The organism is Enterobacter cloacae complex sp. SYL001, from assembly GCF_049237025.1.
Classification (GTDB): domain Bacteria; phylum Pseudomonadota; class Gammaproteobacteria; order Enterobacterales; family Enterobacteriaceae; genus Enterobacter; species Enterobacter intestinihominis.
This window is the reverse complement of sequence record NZ_JBMKJI010000025.1, coordinates 21,350-39,059: the sequence shown is the minus strand read 5'-3', so window position 1 is coordinate 39,059 and position 17,710 is coordinate 21,350. Positions and strand designations below refer to the sequence as shown.

Annotated in this window: 15 protein-coding genes; 11 read left to right on the top strand and 4 right to left on the bottom strand. The window is 55.3% G+C overall.

Translation table 11 applies throughout. From position 1 onward, the window contains the following. Positions 1-107 precede the first annotated feature (107 nt). The 6 genes from mmuP to tauD all read left to right on the top strand — a co-directional run bounded on the left by mmuP (position 108) and on the right by tauD (position 6,062). On the top strand, positions 108-1,508 hold the full coding sequence (gene mmuP / locus ACOTZP_RS19100) for an S-methylmethionine permease (RefSeq protein ID WP_023305550.1): 1,401 nt from the start codon (positions 108-110) through the stop codon (positions 1,506-1,508). Beyond that, positions 1,495-2,427 carry a homocysteine S-methyltransferase gene (gene mmuM / locus ACOTZP_RS19095; RefSeq protein WP_271075184.1) on the top strand — a complete coding sequence of 311 codons (933 nt, stop codon included), beginning with the start codon at positions 1,495-1,497 and terminating at the stop codon, positions 2,425-2,427. The genes mmuP and mmuM overlap by 14 nt, the downstream gene beginning before the upstream one ends. Positions 2,428-2,649: 222 nt before the next feature. Beyond that, on the top strand, positions 2,650-3,612 hold the full coding sequence (gene tauA / locus ACOTZP_RS19090; protein ID WP_038415446.1) for a taurine ABC transporter substrate-binding protein: 963 nt from the start codon (positions 2,650-2,652) through the stop codon (positions 3,610-3,612). Positions 3,613-3,622: 10 nt separating this feature from the next. Next, positions 3,623-4,390 (top strand): taurine ABC transporter ATP-binding subunit, encoded by a 768-nt coding sequence (gene tauB, locus ACOTZP_RS19085; protein WP_271075183.1) that lies wholly within the window; start codon positions 3,623-3,625, stop codon positions 4,388-4,390. Continuing rightward, a complete protein-coding gene (gene tauC / locus ACOTZP_RS19080) occupies positions 4,387-5,214 on the top strand; it encodes a taurine ABC transporter permease TauC (RefSeq protein WP_022647195.1) in 828 nt (275 codons plus the stop codon). Before tauB ends, tauC begins: the two co-directional genes overlap by 4 nt. Continuing rightward, entirely contained in the window at positions 5,211-6,062 is an 852-nt protein-coding gene (gene tauD / locus ACOTZP_RS19075; RefSeq protein WP_063163716.1) for a taurine dioxygenase, read from the top strand. The genes tauC and tauD overlap by 4 nt, the downstream gene beginning before the upstream one ends. A gap of 69 nt (positions 6,063-6,131) precedes the next feature. Here tauD and ACOTZP_RS19070 read toward each other — a convergent pair whose 3' ends face one another. After that, on the bottom strand, positions 6,132-7,856 hold the full coding sequence (locus ACOTZP_RS19070; protein ID WP_232934544.1) for a lysophospholipid acyltransferase family protein: 1,725 nt from the start codon (positions 7,854-7,856) through the stop codon (positions 6,132-6,134). Positions 7,857-7,981: 125 nt separating this feature from the next. Further along, positions 7,982-8,956: a porphobilinogen synthase gene (gene hemB, locus ACOTZP_RS19065; protein ID WP_271075182.1), complete on the bottom strand. Its 975-nt coding sequence runs from the start codon at positions 8,954-8,956 to the stop codon at positions 7,982-7,984. A 452-nt stretch (positions 8,957-9,408) separates the two neighbouring features. On the opposite strand from hemB, the gene ACOTZP_RS19060 reads away from it, so the two are divergent. Together ACOTZP_RS19060 and ACOTZP_RS19055 are read left to right on the top strand one after the other, a co-directional pair. After that, a complete protein-coding gene (locus tag ACOTZP_RS19060; RefSeq protein WP_271075181.1) occupies positions 9,409-12,183 on the top strand; it encodes an autotransporter outer membrane beta-barrel domain-containing protein in 2,775 nt (924 codons plus the stop codon). Positions 12,184-12,270: 87 nt separating this feature from the next. Next, positions 12,271-12,897, top strand: coding sequence for a helix-turn-helix domain-containing protein (locus ACOTZP_RS19055; RefSeq protein WP_022647199.1), 627 nt, complete (start codon positions 12,271-12,273; stop codon positions 12,895-12,897). A 2-nt stretch (positions 12,898-12,899) separates the two neighbouring features. On the opposite strand, the gene ampH is transcribed toward ACOTZP_RS19055, so the two are convergent. Further along, positions 12,900-14,060 carry a D-alanyl-D-alanine-carboxypeptidase/endopeptidase AmpH gene (gene ampH, locus ACOTZP_RS19050; protein WP_032624778.1) on the bottom strand — a complete coding sequence of 387 codons (1,161 nt, stop codon included), beginning with the start codon at positions 14,058-14,060 and terminating at the stop codon, positions 12,900-12,902. Positions 14,061-14,264: 204 nt separating this feature from the next. On the opposite strand from ampH, the gene ACOTZP_RS19045 reads away from it, so the two are divergent. From ACOTZP_RS19045 to ACOTZP_RS19035, 3 genes are all read left to right on the top strand, one after another. Continuing rightward, on the top strand, positions 14,265-14,798 hold the full coding sequence (locus tag ACOTZP_RS19045; protein WP_023305557.1) for an isochorismatase family protein: 534 nt from the start codon (positions 14,265-14,267) through the stop codon (positions 14,796-14,798). A 114-nt stretch (positions 14,799-14,912) separates the two neighbouring features. Beyond that, complete coding sequence (sbmA, locus tag ACOTZP_RS19040; protein ID WP_022647202.1) at positions 14,913-16,133, top strand: peptide antibiotic transporter SbmA; 1,221 nt, start codon at positions 14,913-14,915, stop codon at positions 16,131-16,133. Between the two features lie 12 nt (positions 16,134-16,145). Next, entirely contained in the window at positions 16,146-17,243 is a 1,098-nt protein-coding gene (locus ACOTZP_RS19035; protein WP_271075180.1) for a DUF1615 domain-containing protein, read from the top strand. On the opposite strand, the gene ACOTZP_RS19030 is transcribed toward ACOTZP_RS19035, so the two are convergent. Next, on the bottom strand, positions 17,244-17,546 hold the full coding sequence (locus ACOTZP_RS19030; RefSeq protein ID WP_003859159.1) for a DUF2755 family protein: 303 nt from the start codon (positions 17,544-17,546) through the stop codon (positions 17,244-17,246). Positions 17,547-17,710 lie beyond the last annotated feature (164 nt).

Below are 17,710 nucleotides of genomic sequence, written 5' to 3'. Positions count from 1 at the left end.
ATTTACCAATAATTGCGCTGAAGTCGCGCCGGGTGGCTTTTTGTTAACAATCGCGGTATAACACTCCTTCTTTGGATGTTTAGATGTCCATACGTTTAGAAGGTAACATGCAAACACAACAAGAAAACGGGCAACTTAAGCGCACCATGAAAACCCGCCACCTGATTATGCTCTCGCTGGGTGGCGTTATCGGCACAGGGTTATTCTTCAATACCGGATACATCATCTCGACAACCGGCGCGGCGGGCACGCTGCTGGCATATCTTATCGGTGCGCTGGTGGTCTGGCTGGTCATGCAATGTCTGGGCGAACTTTCCGTGGCGATGCCGGAAACCGGCGCGTTTCACGTCTATGCCGCCCGCTATCTCGGCCCGGCGACGGGGTATACCGTGGCGTGGCTCTACTGGCTTACGTGGACAGTGGCGCTGGGATCGAGCTTTACCGCGGCCGGGTTCTGCATGCAGTACTGGTTCCCACAGGTTCCCGTCTGGACGTGGTGCGTTGTCTTTTGCGCTGTGATTTTTGGTCTTAACGTGATTTCCACGCGCTTTTTCGCGGAAGGGGAATTCTGGTTCTCGCTGGTCAAGGTTATCACCATCGTCGCCTTTATTATTCTCGGCGGCGCGGCCATCTTTGGCTTTATCCCGATGGCGGACGGCTCTGCCGCGCCGGGACTAAGCAACATTACCGCCGAAGGCTGGTTCCCGCACGGTGGCCTGCCGATCCTGATGACCATGGTGGCGGTCAACTTTGCCTTCTCAGGAACGGAGCTTATCGGCATCGCGGCAGGGGAAACGGAAAACCCACACAAGGTTATTCCGGTTGCTATTCGCACCACCATCGCCCGGCTCATCATCTTCTTTATTGGCACCGTGTTTGTGCTGGCGGCGTTGATCCCGATGCAGCAGGCTGGCGTGGAGAAAAGTCCGTTCGTGCTGGTGTTTGAAAAGGTCGGCATTCCGTATGCGGCGGATATCTTTAACTTCGTGATCCTGACGGCGATCCTCTCGGCGGCGAACTCGGGTCTGTACGCCTCTGGCCGTATGCTGTGGTCTCTGTCTAACGAGAAAACGCTGCCGCGCTGCTTTGCCCGCGTCAACAAAAACGGCGTGCCGCTGACGGCGCTTTCTGTTTCCATGCTGGGCGGCGTGCTGGCGCTGTTCTCCAGCGTGGTCGCGCCGGATACGGTGTTTGTGGCCCTGTCAGCCATTTCCGGTTTTGCGGTGGTGGCGGTGTGGATTAGCATTTGCGCGTCGCACTTCGTGTTTCGTCGCCGTCACGTGCAGTCCGGCCAGCCGCTATCCGCGTTGCAGTATCGCGCGCCATGGTATCCGCTGGTGCCCGTGCTTGGCTTTATCCTCTGTCTGGTGGCCTGCGTCGGCCTGTGGTTTGACCCCAGCCAGCGTATTGCCCTTTATTGCGGGCTTCCGTTTGTCGCCCTGTGTTATGGTGCGTACTACCTGACCCGAAATCTGACCACGCAGGAGCCTGAACATGTCGCAGAATAATCCGCTTACCGCCCTCCTTGAAAAACAGCCGTTTGTCGTGCTGGATGGGGCGATGGCAACGGAGCTGGAAGCGCGCGGTTGTAACCTTGCCGACAGTCTCTGGTCGGCCAAAGTGCTGATGGAAAATCCGGAGCTGATCCGCGACGTACACCTCGACTACTACCGCGCGGGGGCACAGGTGGCGATCACCGCCAGCTATCAGGCGACACCCGCAGGCTTTGCCGCTCGCGGGCTGGACGAGTCGCAATCCCGGACGCTGATCGGCAAAAGCGTAGAGCTGGCACGCAAAGCGCGTGAAGCGTACCTGGCAGAGAATGCGCAGGCGGGCACGCTGCTGGTGGCGGGATCTGTGGGCCCTTACGGCGCGTATCTGGCCGATGGTTCCGAGTATCGCGGCGATTATGTGCGTAGCGCTGAAGAATTTACCGCCTTCCACAGCCCGCGTGTAGAGGCGCTGTTGGATGCGGGCGCGGACCTCCTGGCCTGTGAAACGCTGCCTTCGTTCACTGAGATTAAGGCGCTGGCGGCGTTGCTGACGGCATATCCGCGCGCCCGGGCATGGTTCTCATTTACCCTGCGTGACAGTGAGCACCTGAGCGACGGAACGCCGCTGCGGGATGTTGTTTCTGCGCTGGAAAGCTACCCGCAGGTTGTCGCGCTGGGGATTAACTGTATCGCGCTGGAAAACACCACGGCGGCGCTGACGCATCTGCACAGCCTGACGTCGCTGCCCCTGGTGGTCTATCCGAACTCCGGCGAGCATTACGATGCGGTGAGTAAAACCTGGCATCACCACGGTGAAACGTGCGAGACGCTGGCGGGGTATTTACCGCAGTGGCTGGAAGCAGGCGCGAAGCTGATTGGCGGCTGCTGTCGGACCACGCCGCAGGATATTGCTGCGCTGACGGTTCAGCGCTGAGGCCTTTGCCGGGTGGCGGCTGCGCCTTACCCGGCCTACAAATTGCACGAACCGTAGGCCGGGTAAGCGTAGCGCCACCCTGCGAAACAACCGCACAAAATTCACTATCCTTTCCCGCTTTTTTTCTAAAAACGAATCGTCATTAGCGATTCTTTTTTATTCCTTTATCAAAATTCTCGCGCCGGAAATACTGCCCTTATAACAACAAGGGGAGCAGACGGTATGGCAATTTCATCGCGAATCACGTTACTTGGTGCACTGGCGCTGTGGGTATTTCAGGCGCAGGCGGTGGACGTCACCGTGGCGTATCAGACTTCCGCGGAACCGGCGAAAGTCGCGCAGGCGGATAACACCTTCGCCAAAGCGAGCGGGGCGAACGTCGACTGGCGCAAGTTCGACAGCGGCGCGGCAATTGTGCGGGCGTTAGCCTCGGGCGACGTGCAGATTGGCAACCTGGGTTCCAGCCCGCTGGCCGTTGCCGCCAGCCAGCAGGTGCCGATTGAAGTCTTCCTGCTGGCATCGCAGCTCGGAAATTCCGAAGCGCTGGTGGTGAAGAAAAGCATCACGAAACCCGAAGATTTGATTGGCAAACGCATCGCGGTGCCGTTTATCTCCACCACGCATTACAGCCTGCTGGCAGCGCTGAAACACTGGGGCATTAAGCCGGGCCAGGTGCAGATCATCAACCTGCAACCTCCAGCGATTATTGCCGCCTGGCAGCGTGGCGACATTGACGGAGCATACGTCTGGGCGCCCGCCGTCAACGAGCTGGAAAAAGATGGCACCGTGCTGACCGACTCCGAAAAAGTGGGGCAATGGGGGGCGCCAACACTTGATGTCTGGGTCGTTCGTAAGGACTTTGCCGAAAAACACCCTGAAGTGGTGAAAGCCTTCGCCAAAAGCGCCATCGACGCCCAGCAGCCTTACATCAGCAACCCGGATGAATGGCTGAAACAGCCCGCCAACCTGGAGAAACTCTCACGTCTGAGCGGCGTGCCGGAAGCTGACGTGCCGGGGCTGGTGAAAGGCAACACCTATCTGACACCTGCGCAGCAGGTCCAGCAGCTGAACGGGCCGGTGAGCAAAGCGATTGTCGACACTGCGACGTTCCTGAAAGAGCAGGGCAAAGTGCCTGCGGTAGCAGCGGATTACAGCCGGTTCGTGACCGACCGCTTTGTGAAATAAGGGGGCTGCGATGCTGAACATTACAAACCTGTCTGCCGATTACGGCGGCAAACCCGCCCTGAAAGAGATCAACCTGACGCTGGACAGCGGTGAACTGCTGGTCGTACTGGGGCCGTCCGGCTGCGGGAAAACGACGCTGCTGAACCTGATCGCCGGGTTTGTACCGTATCAGCACGGCACGATCCAACTCGAAGGAAAACGGGTAACGGGGCCGGGCGCAGAGCGCGGCGTGGTCTTCCAGAACGAAGGGCTACTTCCGTGGCGAAACGTGCAGGAAAACGTTGCGTTTGGTCTGCAACTGTCCGGCGTAGCGCGTGAACAGCGTCTGAATACGGCGCTCGACATGTTGAAAAAGGTCGGGCTGGAGGGGGCTGAAAAACGCTTTATCTGGCAGCTTTCAGGCGGGCAGCGTCAGCGCGTCGGGATTGCCCGTGCGCTGGCGGCTAACCCTCAGCTGCTGTTGCTGGACGAACCTTTCGGGGCGCTGGATGCCTTTACCCGTGAGCAGATGCAAACCCTGCTGCTGCGCCTGTGGCACGAAACCGGCAAGCAGGTGCTGTTAATCACCCACGATATCGAAGAGGCCGTGTTTATGGCGACGGAGCTGGTGCTGCTCTCACCGGGACCGGGACGCGTGCTGGAGCGTCTGCCGCTTGAGTTTGCCCGGCGCTATGTGGCGGGAGAGCCAGTACGCAGCATTAAATCAGACCCGCTATTTATCGAAAAACGGGAATACATCCTGAGCCGTGTGTTTGAACAGCGGGAGGCGTTCTCATGAGCATTGTCTTCAGTGAAAAAACGCGGCGGACGCGCCGTGCCTTACGCTGGCCGTTCTCTCGCCAGCTCACCTTAAGCGTCAGCACGCTGGTGGTGTTGCTGGCGGTATGGTGGGCGGTTGCCGCGCAGCAGTGGATCAGCCCGCTGTTTCTGCCCCCGCCAGGCCAGGTTCTGGAAAAACTGATCGCCATCGCCGGACCGCAGGGCTTTATGGATGCCACCCTCTGGCAGCATTTAGGCGCCAGTCTGACGCGTATTCTGGTGGCGCTGCTGGCGGCGGTCATTATTGGCGTTCCGGTGGGGATTGCGATGGGACTGAGCCCGACGGTGCGCGGCATTCTCGACCCGCTGATAGAGCTTTACCGTCCCGTACCGCCGCTGGCTTATCTGCCCCTGATGGTGATCTGGTTTGGCATCGGCGAGACGTCAAAGATCTTACTGATATATCTGGCTATTTTTGCGCCGGTAGCAATGTCGGCCCTGGCTGGCGTAAAGAGTGCGCAGCAGGTACGCATACGTGCGGCGCAGTCGCTCGGCGCCAGCCGCGCGCAGGTACTGCTGTTCGTCATTTTACCAGGTGCGCTGCCGGAGATATTGACCGGGTTGCGCATCGGCCTTGGGGTGGGCTGGTCAACGCTGGTGGCGGCAGAGCTGATTGCCGCCACGCGCGGCCTTGGGTTTATGGTGCAGTCGGCGGGAGAGTTCCTGGCGACTGACGTGGTACTGGCAGGGATCGCGGTCATCGCCGCGATCGCCTTTGGATTAGAACTGGGACTGCGCACGCTACAGCGTCGCCTGACGCCCTGGCATGGAGAAATACAATGAGTGAACGTCTGACGATTGTCCCGCTGGGGCCGTACATTGGCGCGCAGGTGTCGGGCCTGGACGTAACCCGTCCGCTGAGCGATAACCAGTTTGAGCAGCTGTACCACGCGGTGCTGCGCCATCAGGTGGTGTTCCTGCGCGATCAGGCCATCACCCCGCAACAGCAGCGCGCGCTGGCCCTGCGTTTTGGCGACCTGCATATCCACCCGGTCTACCCGCATGCGGAAGGGGTGGAGGAAATTATCGTGCTGGACACTCATAACGATAACCCGCCCGATAATGACAACTGGCATACGGATGTTACCTTTATCGACACACCTCCAGCCGGGGCGATTCTGGCAGCAAAACTACTGCCAGAGACCGGCGGCGATACGCTGTGGGCGAGCGGCATTGCGGCGTTTGAGGCGCTCTCCGCGCCGTTCCAGACCTTGCTAAGTGGCCTGCGGGCGGAGCATGATTTTAAAAAATCGTTCCAGGAGTATAAGTACCGTAAAACGGAAGAGGAGCACCAGCGCTGGCTGGATGCGGTTGCAAAGCATCCGCCGCTGTTGCACCCGGTGGTGCGTACCCATCCGGTGACCGGCAAGCAGGCACTGTTTGTGAATGAAGGGTTTACCTCGCGCATTGTGGACGTAACGGAAAAAGAGAGCGAGGCGCTGCTCAGCTTCCTGTTTGCGCATATCACGAAGCCGGAGTTTCAGGTGCGCTGGCGCTGGCAGGAGAACGATCTGGCGATCTGGGATAACCGCGTCACGCAGCATTACGCCAATGCGGATTACCTGCCGCAGCGAAGGATTATGCAGCGGGCGACGATTTTGGGGGATAAGCCGTTCTACCGTGCGGTTTGAGCCCCTCACCCTAACCCTCTCCCCAAAGGGGCGAGGGGACTGACCGGTGCGGTTTTCACCCTCTCCCTTTTAGGGAGAGGGCAGGGGTGAGGGTATTAAGTGCGCCTCAATATACCGCTGATAGCGGTTCGCCTTCAGATAACACAGATCCACCAGCACCAGCCCGTCGATACAGTTATTGAACGCCGGATCGCTGCCGAAATCGATAAACTGCACGCCGCCTGGCTCGCATAGCTCGGAATATTGTTTATAAAGCGGCGGAATACCGCAGCCCAGATTGCCGAGCAGGGATTTGAGCTTTGTCAGGTCATCCACGTAATCCACCCCGCTAAATTGCGCCAGCACGTCCGGGAGTGACGCCGGGTAGGGTTGACGCGAGGCGGCTAACGGGTGGCTGGCCGGAAACCAGAGACGATAAAACGCGACCAGCAGATCCCGGGCGGCAGGCGGTAAGCCGCCGGAGATGGACACCGGACCAAACAGGTAACGGTAATGTGGATAGCGCGCCAGATAGGCGCCAATGCCTGACCACAGGTAGTCCAGACCGCGACGTCCCCAGTAGCGCGGCTGTATAAAGCTGCGCCCCAGCTCAATGCCGTGCTCCAGTATGTCCTGCATTTTTTCGTCGTAGTGGAACAGGCTGTAACTGTACAATCCCTCGACGCCGCACTTTTCCACCTGCATGGCCGTTGGCATAAAGCGGTACGCGCCGACAATCTCGAGGTCATCATCATCCCACAGAATAAGGTGCAGATAGTCATCATCGTAGCTGTCGGTATCCCGGCGCTTTCCGCTGCCTTCCTCCACGGCGCGAAAGGCAATCTCGCGCAGTCGCCCCAGCTCGCGCAGCAGAGGCGCCTCTTCCTGCCCGTTGCGCTGCCACAAATAGATGGTTTTACCATCGCTGGTTTTGCCCAGACATTCGGCCTGCGCCAGCTCCCGCTTCAGCGTGGCCCTGTCTTCCGGGCGGGCAATGGCGCACTGGGTTCTAAAGACGCCAGGCAATCCCTTGCCAAGTCGTATCACGTGCTGACGGCACTGCTCGGCCATCTCACGCGATGAAAGGGTAGAGCTAAACCGATCATTCCAGGCAATCTGCTGGCCGATTTTGATCGGCAGCTGGCTGTGGCGGCGGCGAAACATCTGTTGCATCAGCAGCAGCAGGGATACCGTCGGCGATACCAGGGTGCTGGCATAAAACAGCAGGCTGTTGTGGGCCTGAATATGTACCGGTAGCAGCGGTACCCGTAGTTTGCTGGCCAGCTTGATAAAGCCCGGATGCCACTTTTTATCGCGGATGCCTTTACGCGTTGGGCGGGAGACTTCGCCCGCCGGGAAGAAGATCAGCACGCCGGCGTTTTGCAGGTGCTGCTCCATCTTCACCAGAGATGCTTTTGCGGTTCTGCCGCCCATATTGTCCACGGGGATAAACAACGAGCTGAGAGGCTCAAGGTGAGACAGCATCCGGTTGGTGACAACCTTGACGTCCCGGCGCACGCGCGAAACGGCATACAGTAGCGCCAGCCCATCCAGGGTGCCCGTCGGGTGGTTCGCTATCACAATGAGTGGGCCGTGTTCGGGGATTTGTTCGAGGTCTCGGGCGGAAATGGTGCAGAGAATATCAAGGTGTTCAAGAACCTGCTCTACCATATCCAGCCCTTTCAGGTGACGGTGGCTGGCGGCAAACTGCTGAAATTCGTCTTCGTGGAGCAGTCTTTTTAAAAGACTTTTTTGCCAGGGTGCGGGCCTCGCCTGAGGCCAAAGGTCATCAAGAACGCTGTCGAGACTAAACATTGATCACTCCTCCTGCCGTCTTGCCCAGACAGTAGAAGGAGGAGATGTCGGTTGTATTGCAGTTTAGTGAAGATTCGCGCAGAGAGTAGGCCGGGAATGGCGAAGCCACCCGGCGCTAAAGCGGATTAACGCAGAATTTTCTTCTCAGCCAGATCCAGCGCGAAGTAGCTGAAGATCAGATCCGCGCCCGCGCGTTTGATCGCCCCCAGGCTTTCGAGGATCACCTTTTCTTCGTCGATGGCACCCGCCTGCGCGGCGAATTTGATCATCGCGTACTCGCCGCTCACCTGGTATGCGCCCAGAGGCAGTTCGGTGCGTTCGCGAATGTCGCGCAGGATATCCAGATACGCGCCGGCCGGTTTCACCATCAGACATTCTGCGCCCTGTGCTTCATCGAGCAGAGATTCACGAATCGCTTCGCGGCGGTTCAGCGGGTTCATCTGATAGGTTTTACGATCGCCCTTCAGCGCCGTACCTGCTGCTTCACGGAACGGGCCGTAGAAGGAGGAGGCGAATTTGGTGGAGTAGGACATGATGGCGGTGTCGGTAAAGCCTGCCGCATCCAGCGCATGACGAATAGCCTGAACCTGACCATCCATTGCCGCAGAAGGTGCAATGAAATCCGCACCCGCGGCGGCGGCAACCACCGCCTGCTTGCCCAGATTCAGCAGGGTCGCATCGTTGTCCACGCCGTGATCGCACAGCACACCGCAGTGGCCATGAGAGGTGTATTCGCAGAAGCAGGTATCGGACATGACGATCATCTCCGGCACACTCTCTTTGCAGATGCGCGACATGCGTGCCACGAGGCCGTCTTCTTTCCATGCATCACTGCCGGTTGCGTCAGTGTGGTGGGAGATACCGAACGTCATCACCGAGCGGATGCCCGCATTCGCAATGCGTTCGATCTCGCGGGCCAGATGCTTTTCAGGAATGCGCATCACGCCCGGCATCGCGTCGATGGCTTTGTAGTCATCGATCTCTTCTTCAACAAAAATCGGCAACACCAGATCGTTTAAGGTCAGTGTTGTCTCTTCAAACATGGCGCGCAGTGCGGGTGACTTGCGCAGGCGACGGGGACGAGCAATTAAATCGGTCATGGTATGCCTGATGTTTGTGGAACAAAGAGGCTTAGTGTACCTGAAAGCGGAGAGTGGTGTTTTACTAAAGTTGTCTTTTAGATTTTCGAAATCGATTAATATACGCTACATGTATTTTGTATATATTATAAATCTTATTATGGTGTCCAGAGTGGTATGTGATATTGGTGAGGCTTCTATATTGGTTTGGGATTATAAATATAAATGATTTATTGCTTTTTATTATATGTGTCGAAGCAACTAAAGTAGTTTGCAATCAGTTGAATTTATAATATTTATTCATAATGATTGATATTGTCCTGGGTTTATAAGCTTATTTGTCTGAATACGGACTTAATGGAATCATTCATTGAACCTTTTCGAAGTGAAACTGCATAATTCCTTCCGCAATTAAACGTTGCCAAATGATTTGATGGACAAACTTGCTTACGTCCCTGAGGAGGGATGACCCAATGCAAACATGGAAAAAGAAACTGGTTGTATCACAACTTGCATTAGCCTGCACACTGGCTATCGCTTCTCAGGCCAATGCGAAAGATATATCCGGCACGACATATAATACTTTTGGATATGACAATACTGCGTCCACGCCCTGGTATTATGGTTATGCTGACTGGGATTATTCAGATGCCACACATGATGGTGACATTTATCCAGTCATCAATAAATCAACCGTTAACGGAGTTATTTCGACATACTATCTGGATGATGGTGTCAATGGCCGTGCGAACGCGTTGAGTATTTCTAACAGCACCATTAACGGCATGATCACGTCAGAGTGTATGACCACGACGTGTGCAGAAGGCGTGGATACTGACGGCACTACGCATACCCAGTACGATCGTTTTAGCCTGACTGTTGATAACTCCACCATCAACGATACCTACGAGCATTATGCGTATGATGTCGTTAATGGCGATACCACTGAAACGCATTATCTGGACACCTATGGTCTGGGTAACGCCATCACCCTGGATGTTGAGTCTGATATCGTTATTCAGAACAATTCCCACATCGCGGGCATCACGCTGACGCAGGGTTATCAGGAGCTTGATAACACGCCATACGACGGTGTTGAAGGCGTTGCTAACAGCAGCAATATCTTTACCGATACGCTGGTGGTGAAAGACTCTGTGCTGACCTCTGGCGCATACAGCGATCTGGGCACCAGCGGCTTCTACGGTCAAACGGCGAAGCCAAGCGACTACGGTGAAACCAACGCCACGGCTGCGGATGATGCGGCGCTGATCGTTGCTGCCAGTGCGTCTGATAACGCCATGCAGACCACCGCTACCCTCGATCACTCTACCGTTACGGGTGACATTCTTTTCTCCAGCACCTTTGATAACAACTTCTACGAGAATGGCGATCCGGCAACGGATACCACAGAAGATGGCGTCTATAACCCAACCACCAACGGCTGGGATGGTACCGATAAACTGGATGTCACGCTGACCAACGGCAGTAAGTGGGTGGGTGCAGCGCAGTCCAGCGTTGAAGCTATCGGCACTGCGCAGATGTATGGCCAGGGCTACAGCAACGTAGACTGGCACGCATTGTCCCCGAATAGCATCTGGCCTGATTCTACCTTTGACAGCAACGGTCACGTTGCCGGTGAAGAGGTGTATCAGAGCGGCCTGTTCAACGTGGCGCTGGATAACGGTTCCGAGTGGGATACCCGCAAGATCTCCAACATCGATGCACTGACGGTGAACAACCAGTCTCAGGTCAATGTTGAAAACTCCGGCCTGCTGGCAGATTCCATCACCCTGACCAATGCTTCAACCTTGAATATTGGCGACAGCGGTGCCGTGGCAACCGACAGTCTGTATCTGGATAGCTACAGCCGTGCGGCACTGACTGAAGAGACGGCAGAACTGTATGCCAACACCATTACTGTAGACAACGGTGCAGAGCTGGCGCTGGGTCTGGGTCAGGTTGATACACACAATATGGTGCTGACCGATGGCGGTGTGCTCAACGTTGCCAGCCGCGATTATGTGCTGAACAGCGACCTGAACAACGCACGCTATATCACCAACGATAGCCATAAAGCGGACTACGACTATGGTGTTGTCGCGCTGAACTCTGACGGCCATCTGGCGGTGAACGGTGACGTTGCCGGTAACTATAAAGTGCGCATCGACGATGCGACCGGTGCAGGCTCCGTAGCTGACTACAAAAACAAAGAGATCATTCGCGTCTATGACAATAACGCGGATACCGCTGCCAGCTTTACTGCGGCAAACAAAGCTGATTTAGGTGCATACACCTATCAGGCGCAGCAGAAGGGTGACACCGTTGTTCTCCAGCAGGAAGAGCTGACTGACTACGCCAACATGGCGCTGAGCATTCCTTCTGCTAATACCAACATCTGGAATCTGCAACAGGATACCGTGGGTACCCGTCTGACCAACAGCCGTCATGGCCTGGCAGATAACGGCGGCGCATGGGTGAGCTATTTTGGCGGCAACTTTGACGCGGATAATGGCACCGTTAGCTACGATCAGGACGTAAGCGGCATTATGGTGGGTCTGGATACTCAGATCGACGGTAATAACGCGAAGTGGATTGTCGGTGGTGCGGCTGGTTTCGCGAAGGGTGATATCAGCGATCGTACTGGTCAGGTCGATCAGGACAGCCAGACTGCGATGATCTACGCGTCGGCGAAGTTCATGAACGACATCTTCCTCGACAGCTCCATGAGCTACACCCGCTTCAACAACGACCTCTCTGCTACCATGAGCAACGGTCAGTATGTTGACGGTAATACCACGACTGACGCCGTTGGTTTCGGGATGAAACTGGGCTATGACTGGAAACCAAACCTGTCTGGCTACGTCACGCCTTACGCGGCGATCTCTGGCCTGTTCCAGTCCGGTGATGACTATCAGTTAAGCAACGACATGCGTATCGATGGCCAGTCTTACGACAGTATGCGTTATGAGCTCGGCGTGGATGCAGGTTATACCTTCAACTACGGTGGCGAGCAGGCATTAACCCCTTACTTCAAGCTGGCTTACGTGTATGACGATGCCGACAACAATGCTGATATCAACAATGACAGCATTGACAACGGCGTGGAAGGCTCTGCGGTTCGCGTGGGACTGGGCACTCAGTTCAGCTTCACGAAAAACTTCAGTGCTTACACTGATGCGACTTATCTGGGCGGCGGCGACGTTGACCAGAACTGGGGAGCAAACCTGGGTGTGAAATATACCTGGTAAGAAAAAACGCGGGGGATTTTGCCCCCGCTTTTTTATGTGCTTTAAAAATAATAAAGAACCGACATATACAGATGACTTGAGGTATGCATGAACGTTAATGCGAAACCACTTTCTGAATTAAGCCGGCTCATAAAGTGTCTGGAAGTCGCCGGTACCCCATTTAAAACGGAACCACAACAATTTATAACTACCGGCAATAATGATGATGAACCATTGACATTTGTAATACAATCCGGCCTGACAGTCGTTCACCGTAAATCAGATGAATTACTCGTGGGTATTGCACGGGCACCCTATATTCATGGATTAAGTGCATGGATTAATGACAGCTATCTTGAATATTCCCTGATGGCACAAACACCTTGTACCGGATTTTATTTGCCAGCCTCTACTGCATGCGAAATTATTCAAGAAGCACAACTCTGGCAAGAAGCGTTCTGCTGGCTTTCATGGCTAAATCATTTACTGGGAAAACGTGATATCCAGCTGGTCGGAAATAATTCGTATAGCCAAATTCGGGCGATGCTAATCAATATGGCCGAGTGGGATGACACGCTACGCTCAAAAATTGGTGTGATGAATCATATTCAGCGTAGCACGCGTATATCACGTTCGGTGGTTGCGGAGGTTCTGGCGGCGCTGCGTCAGGGGAACTACATCAATATGAGCCGGGGCAAACTGATCAGTATCAACCGTTTGCCCACGGATTATTAAGCTCAGTTAGCGGCCGTAAGTACCTGCGCTTTATTGGCGCTCAGCTCGGCGACAAGGTTATTTACGCCATCACTCATATTCACGAAGCGGGTGTTCGGTGACCGGGTGACCACCACAAAAGCGCCCACGTTTGATTGCGGAATCATCGCCATGTAGGTGATGAATCCGCCACCCCCACCGGTTTTTTGAATAATACCCGGGCGACCATCTTTTGGCGCCATATATACCCAGCCCATGCCGAGGGCATCGGCTTTACCGGGAACATCCATACCAATGACGCGACGTAACTGAACACGCTGGTAGATGAGCGTCTGCATTCGGTCGGCCTGATTACTGCGCGCGTAAAAATCCGATGAGAGGAACTGTTGCATCCAGCGCATCATGTCGCCAGGCGTAGAGTAAACCCCACCGCTGCCAATGGCTGCCAGCGTGTTATTACACGGGCTGGCCCCTTTTTCCGCCACCATCAGACGCTTGCACTGGTCCGGGGAGGGAGTGTAAGTAGTATCTTTCATCCCGAGCGGACGCGTGATTTGCTCTTCAAAAAGTTGAGGGTAAGGCTTACCTGAAGCCGTTGCTAACGCGTCGGCCAGCAGATCAAACGCCAGGTTAGAATAGCCAGCCTGAGAACCCGGGGCCGATTTCAGCGTTGCGGTGCTCAGGTAGTTCCAGCGTTGTTCGCGAGTTGGCCAGACAAAGACAGGGCGATGCGCAGCGCCACCGGGCTGTTCTCGCGGCAGGGCGCTGGTATGGGTCGCCAGGTTCACCAGCCTGATCGGCGTTCCCTGATATGTCGGAACGCGAGCGCCGGGTGGCGCATATTTGCTGAGCGGATCGTCGAGTTTTACCACGCCTTGATCGAGCAATTTCACCAGCATTTCGCTGGTCATCAGCTTGGTTATCGACGCGACACGGATAACGGAATCCAGCTGCGGGCGAACGTTATTTCCCGGTCGTGTTTCACCGAAGCTGCGAAACACCCGCTGGTTACCGTCGATCACGACCAGCGCCATTCCCGTCGCACCACTGCCGTAATAAATAAGGTTCGCATAGCGATCGGCAATGTCAGAGGCCAGAACCGGTGCCGTCAGAGGCTGTGCTGCCTGGGCGGTGGACAGGCTCACCGCACACAGCGCGGCGAAAGAGAGCAGACAACGTTTCAACGAAAAGCATCCATCCAGTGAATAAGGAGAGTTACGGGTAGTTATACTACTAATCGGCGTCGGGCAATCGTCCGATTTGCATAACGATAGCGAGAAAAACGTAACCGTGGGTAAATTTGCACAATTTACTTACGGCCAGACTCCCATTTTGTGACATCGGGCTTATGATAGTCACCAGTTACATTCATTATTGCGGAGAACGGTATGTCTGAAAAGCGTGTGGTTTTGGTGGTTGATATGCAGAATGGGGTGTTTAAGACGCCGCGCCATCAGAGTGAGAAATGTGTCTCACTGATCAATCAGCTTACCCAGGCTGCTGAGGCCGTTATTTTCATACAGCATACTGAAGCTGGCGGGCTAGAGGAGGGGAGCGAAGGGTTTGCATTGCTGCCCGATCTCAACCAGCCGGCAGGGGCGTTTTACGTCACGAAGACCGCTTGCGATGCCTTCTATAACACTTCGCTCGAGGCACTGTTGCGCGAACAGGAGATCGATGAATTTATTATCTGCGGCTGCGCGACGGATTATTGTGTCGATGCCACCTTTAAAAACGGTGTCAGCCGGGGCTACCACATCACGGTTGCGGAGGATGCCCACACCACGGCCAATCGTCCAGCGGCCGATGCCCAGGTTCTGATCGCGCACTATAACGATGTCTGGCGTAACTTCATCGCCCCTGCCAACCCGCCTTCGGTGAAACGCACCGAAACAATTCTTGAAAACTGGAAAGCGAACTAATAATTCACCCGCAGGTCTGACTTTTTTGCCTGAGCCGGGAGGCTGGCCCAGGCAAGGTTTCGTGTGGCGATATGTTAAACACAGCAACAGCCATAACAACAAGAAGGAAGCACAATGTTTAAGTCTTTTTTCCCAAAGCCGGGGCCCTTTTTCCTGTCGGCATTTATTTGGGCACTGCTGGCTGTCATTTTCTGGCAGGCCGGTGGCGGCGCGTGGCTGACCCGTCTTACGGGGGCAACGGGCGACATTCCCATTAGCGCTGCGCGCTTCTGGTCCATGAGCTATCTGCTTTTCTACGCCTATTACATGCTCTGCGTGGGGCTTTTTGCCATGTTCTGGTTTATCTATTCGCCTCACCGCTGGCAATACTGGTCGATTCTCGGCACGTCGTTAATCATCTTTGTCACCTGGTTCCTGGTGGAAGTGGGCGTGGCGGTCAACGCCTGGTATGCGCCGTTTTACGATCTGATCCAGACGGCGCTGAGTTCGCCGCATAAAGTGACCATTAACCAGTTCTACCATGAGGTGGGGATCTTCCTCGGCATCGCCCTCATCGCCGTGGTGATCGGCGTGATGAATAACTTTTTCGTCAGTCACTATGTGTTCCGCTGGCGTACCGCGATGAACGAACACTATATGGCGCACTGGCAGCACCTGCGTCATATCGAAGGTGCCGCACAGCGTGTGCAGGAAGACACCATGCGTTTTGCCTCTACACTCGAAGATATGGGCGTGAGCTTTATTAATGCCATCATGACGCTGATCGCCTTCCTGCCGGTGCTGGTGACACTCTCATCCCACGTTCCGGAACTGCCGATTGTCGGCCATCTGCCGTACGGCCTGGTCATTGCCGCGATTGTCTGGTCGCTGATGGGAACGGGACTGCTGGCAGTGGTGGGGATCAAGCTGCCGGGGCTGGAATTTAAAAACCAGCGCGTGGAAGCGGCCTACCGTAAAGAGCTGGTGTATGGTGAAGACGATCCCAACCGTGCGTCACCGCCTACCGTGCGTGAGCTGTTTGGCGCCGTACGTCGTAATTACTTCCGCCTCTATTTCCATTACATGTATTTCAATATCGCGCGCATCCTTTATCTTCAGGTTGATAACGTTTTCGGGTTGTTCCTGCTGTTCCCGTCCATCGTTGCGGGTACGATTACACTCGGTCTGATGACCCAGATCACCAACGTTTTTGGTCAGGTTCGCGGTTCGTTCCAGTACCTGATTAGCTCCTGGACTACGCTGGTGGAGCTGATGTCCATCTACAAACGTTTACGCAGTTTCGAGCGTGAGCTGGACGATAAGGATTTGCAGGAAGTCACCCATACATTAGGTTAAAAAGGAATTGCTATGCCATTTGCCGTACCACGTGCATTACCACTGACGTTACTCGCCGCCGTCGTGCTGGCGGGCTGTGCCGAGAAAGAGGCTACCTCGCTCAAAGAAGGGGAGAAGCCCGTTGATGTGGCGAGCGTGGTGCGGCAAAAAATGCCCGCCAGCGTGAAGGATCGCAGTGAGTGGGCTGATGCGCTGGCAACGACCTTCAAAAGTCAGAAGATCGCGCCTACCGAGGAGAACATCTGCTCTGTACTGGCGGTGGCGCAGCAGGAATCGATGTATCAGTCAGATCCTGTTGTGCCTGGCCTGAACAAAATCGCCTGGAAGGAGATCGACCGCCGGGCCGAATCGATGCATATCCCGGTTTTCCTGGTACATACCGCCCTTAAAATCACCTCGCCAAACGGGAAAAGCTACAGCGAACGGCTGGATACGGTGAAAACCGAGAGGCAGCTCAGCGCCATTTTCGATGATTTCATCAATATGGTTCCGATGGGGCAGAAGCTGTTTGGCTCGCTGAATCCGGTACATACCGGCGGTCCGATGCAGGTAAGCATCGCATTTGCGGAAAAGCATACCGACGGCTATCCGTGGGATATCGACGGTACGGTGCGTCAGGAAGTCTTCTCCCTGCGCGGTGGGCTGTGGTTTGGGACGTATCACCTGCTGAATTATCCGGCCAACTACGATAAACCGCTGTATCGTTTTGCCGACTTTAACGCGGGCTGGTATGCCAGCCGAAATGCAGCCTTCCAGAATGCGGTAAGCCGTGCCAGCGGTGTGAAGCTCGCTTTGGATGGCGATCTCATTGCTTACGGCAGCAGCGAGGCAGGGTCCACCGAACGGGCAGTGCGAAAACTTTCGACGAAGCTGGAGATGAGCAACAGTGACATTCGCCGACAGCTGGAGAAGGGTGACAGCCTGGCGTTTGAGAAAACGGATCTGTATAAGCAGGTTTTCGCGCTTGCAGAGAAGAAAAGTGGAAAGGCACTACCCAGAGCCATTCTGCCAGGCATTCAGCTTGAAAGCCCGAAGATCACGCGTAACCTGACGACCGCATGGTTCGCAAAACGCGTGGACGATCGTCGGGCTCGCTGTATGGGACTGTAATCAGTGGCGGTTGCGCCAGCGCAGCACGAGCGCAATCACGCCCAGAACCATGCTGCCCGCGAGGAAGGGAATGAGCCCGAATACGGTGCTCACGCCTAAACCGATTTCAACGCGCGGGCGGCCGGTATCCTGCACCTGCATCAGATGCTCATACACGCCAGGGGCATGCACCAGCATGTTCAGCAGTTGGGTTCCTGCCCAGAAACAAAACAGAACAAACAGGGCATAGGCAATATTCCCCGCCGTGGAGGTTTTTGGTTGTTTTCCGCCAAAAATCGGTTTCGACAATGTAAAGTCTGCCATAAGACCTCCCGAAAATATCACTCTGTTTTAATACGCGTCGTACAGGGTGAGTGTGACAGGTCATAGCATTTGTCAATATCAGAATCGTGGGAAATTCGGCTCAGGATTTCTCCTGGATTGTCGATTTCTGCATCACGTCACAAATTGATAACATAAGTGAAACT

Coding starts and splice junctions, on each gene's coding strand:
- mmuP (WP_023305550.1), top strand. CDS start 108: ATGCAAACACAACAAGAAAACGGGCAACTTAAGCGCACCATGAAAACC.
- mmuM (WP_271075184.1), top strand. CDS start 1,495: ATGTCGCAGAATAATCCGCTTACCGCCCTCCTTGAAAAACAGCCGTTT.
- tauA (WP_038415446.1), top strand. CDS start 2,650: ATGGCAATTTCATCGCGAATCACGTTACTTGGTGCACTGGCGCTGTGG.
- tauB (WP_271075183.1), top strand. CDS start 3,623: ATGCTGAACATTACAAACCTGTCTGCCGATTACGGCGGCAAACCCGCC.
- tauC (WP_022647195.1), top strand. CDS start 4,387: ATGAGCATTGTCTTCAGTGAAAAAACGCGGCGGACGCGCCGTGCCTTA.
- tauD (WP_063163716.1), top strand. CDS start 5,211: ATGAGTGAACGTCTGACGATTGTCCCGCTGGGGCCGTACATTGGCGCG.
- ACOTZP_RS19070 (WP_232934544.1), bottom strand. CDS start 7,856: ATGTTTAGTCTCGACAGCGTTCTTGATGACCTTTGGCCTCAGGCGAGG.
- hemB (WP_271075182.1), bottom strand. CDS start 8,956: ATGACCGATTTAATTGCTCGTCCCCGTCGCCTGCGCAAGTCACCCGCA.
- ACOTZP_RS19060 (WP_271075181.1), top strand. CDS start 9,409: ATGCAAACATGGAAAAAGAAACTGGTTGTATCACAACTTGCATTAGCC.
- ACOTZP_RS19055 (WP_022647199.1), top strand. CDS start 12,271: ATGAACGTTAATGCGAAACCACTTTCTGAATTAAGCCGGCTCATAAAG.
- ACOTZP_RS19045 (WP_023305557.1), top strand. CDS start 14,265: ATGTCTGAAAAGCGTGTGGTTTTGGTGGTTGATATGCAGAATGGGGTG.
- sbmA (WP_022647202.1), top strand. CDS start 14,913: ATGTTTAAGTCTTTTTTCCCAAAGCCGGGGCCCTTTTTCCTGTCGGCA.
- ACOTZP_RS19035 (WP_271075180.1), top strand. CDS start 16,146: ATGCCATTTGCCGTACCACGTGCATTACCACTGACGTTACTCGCCGCC.
- ACOTZP_RS19030 (WP_003859159.1), bottom strand. CDS start 17,546: ATGGCAGACTTTACATTGTCGAAACCGATTTTTGGCGGAAAACAACCA.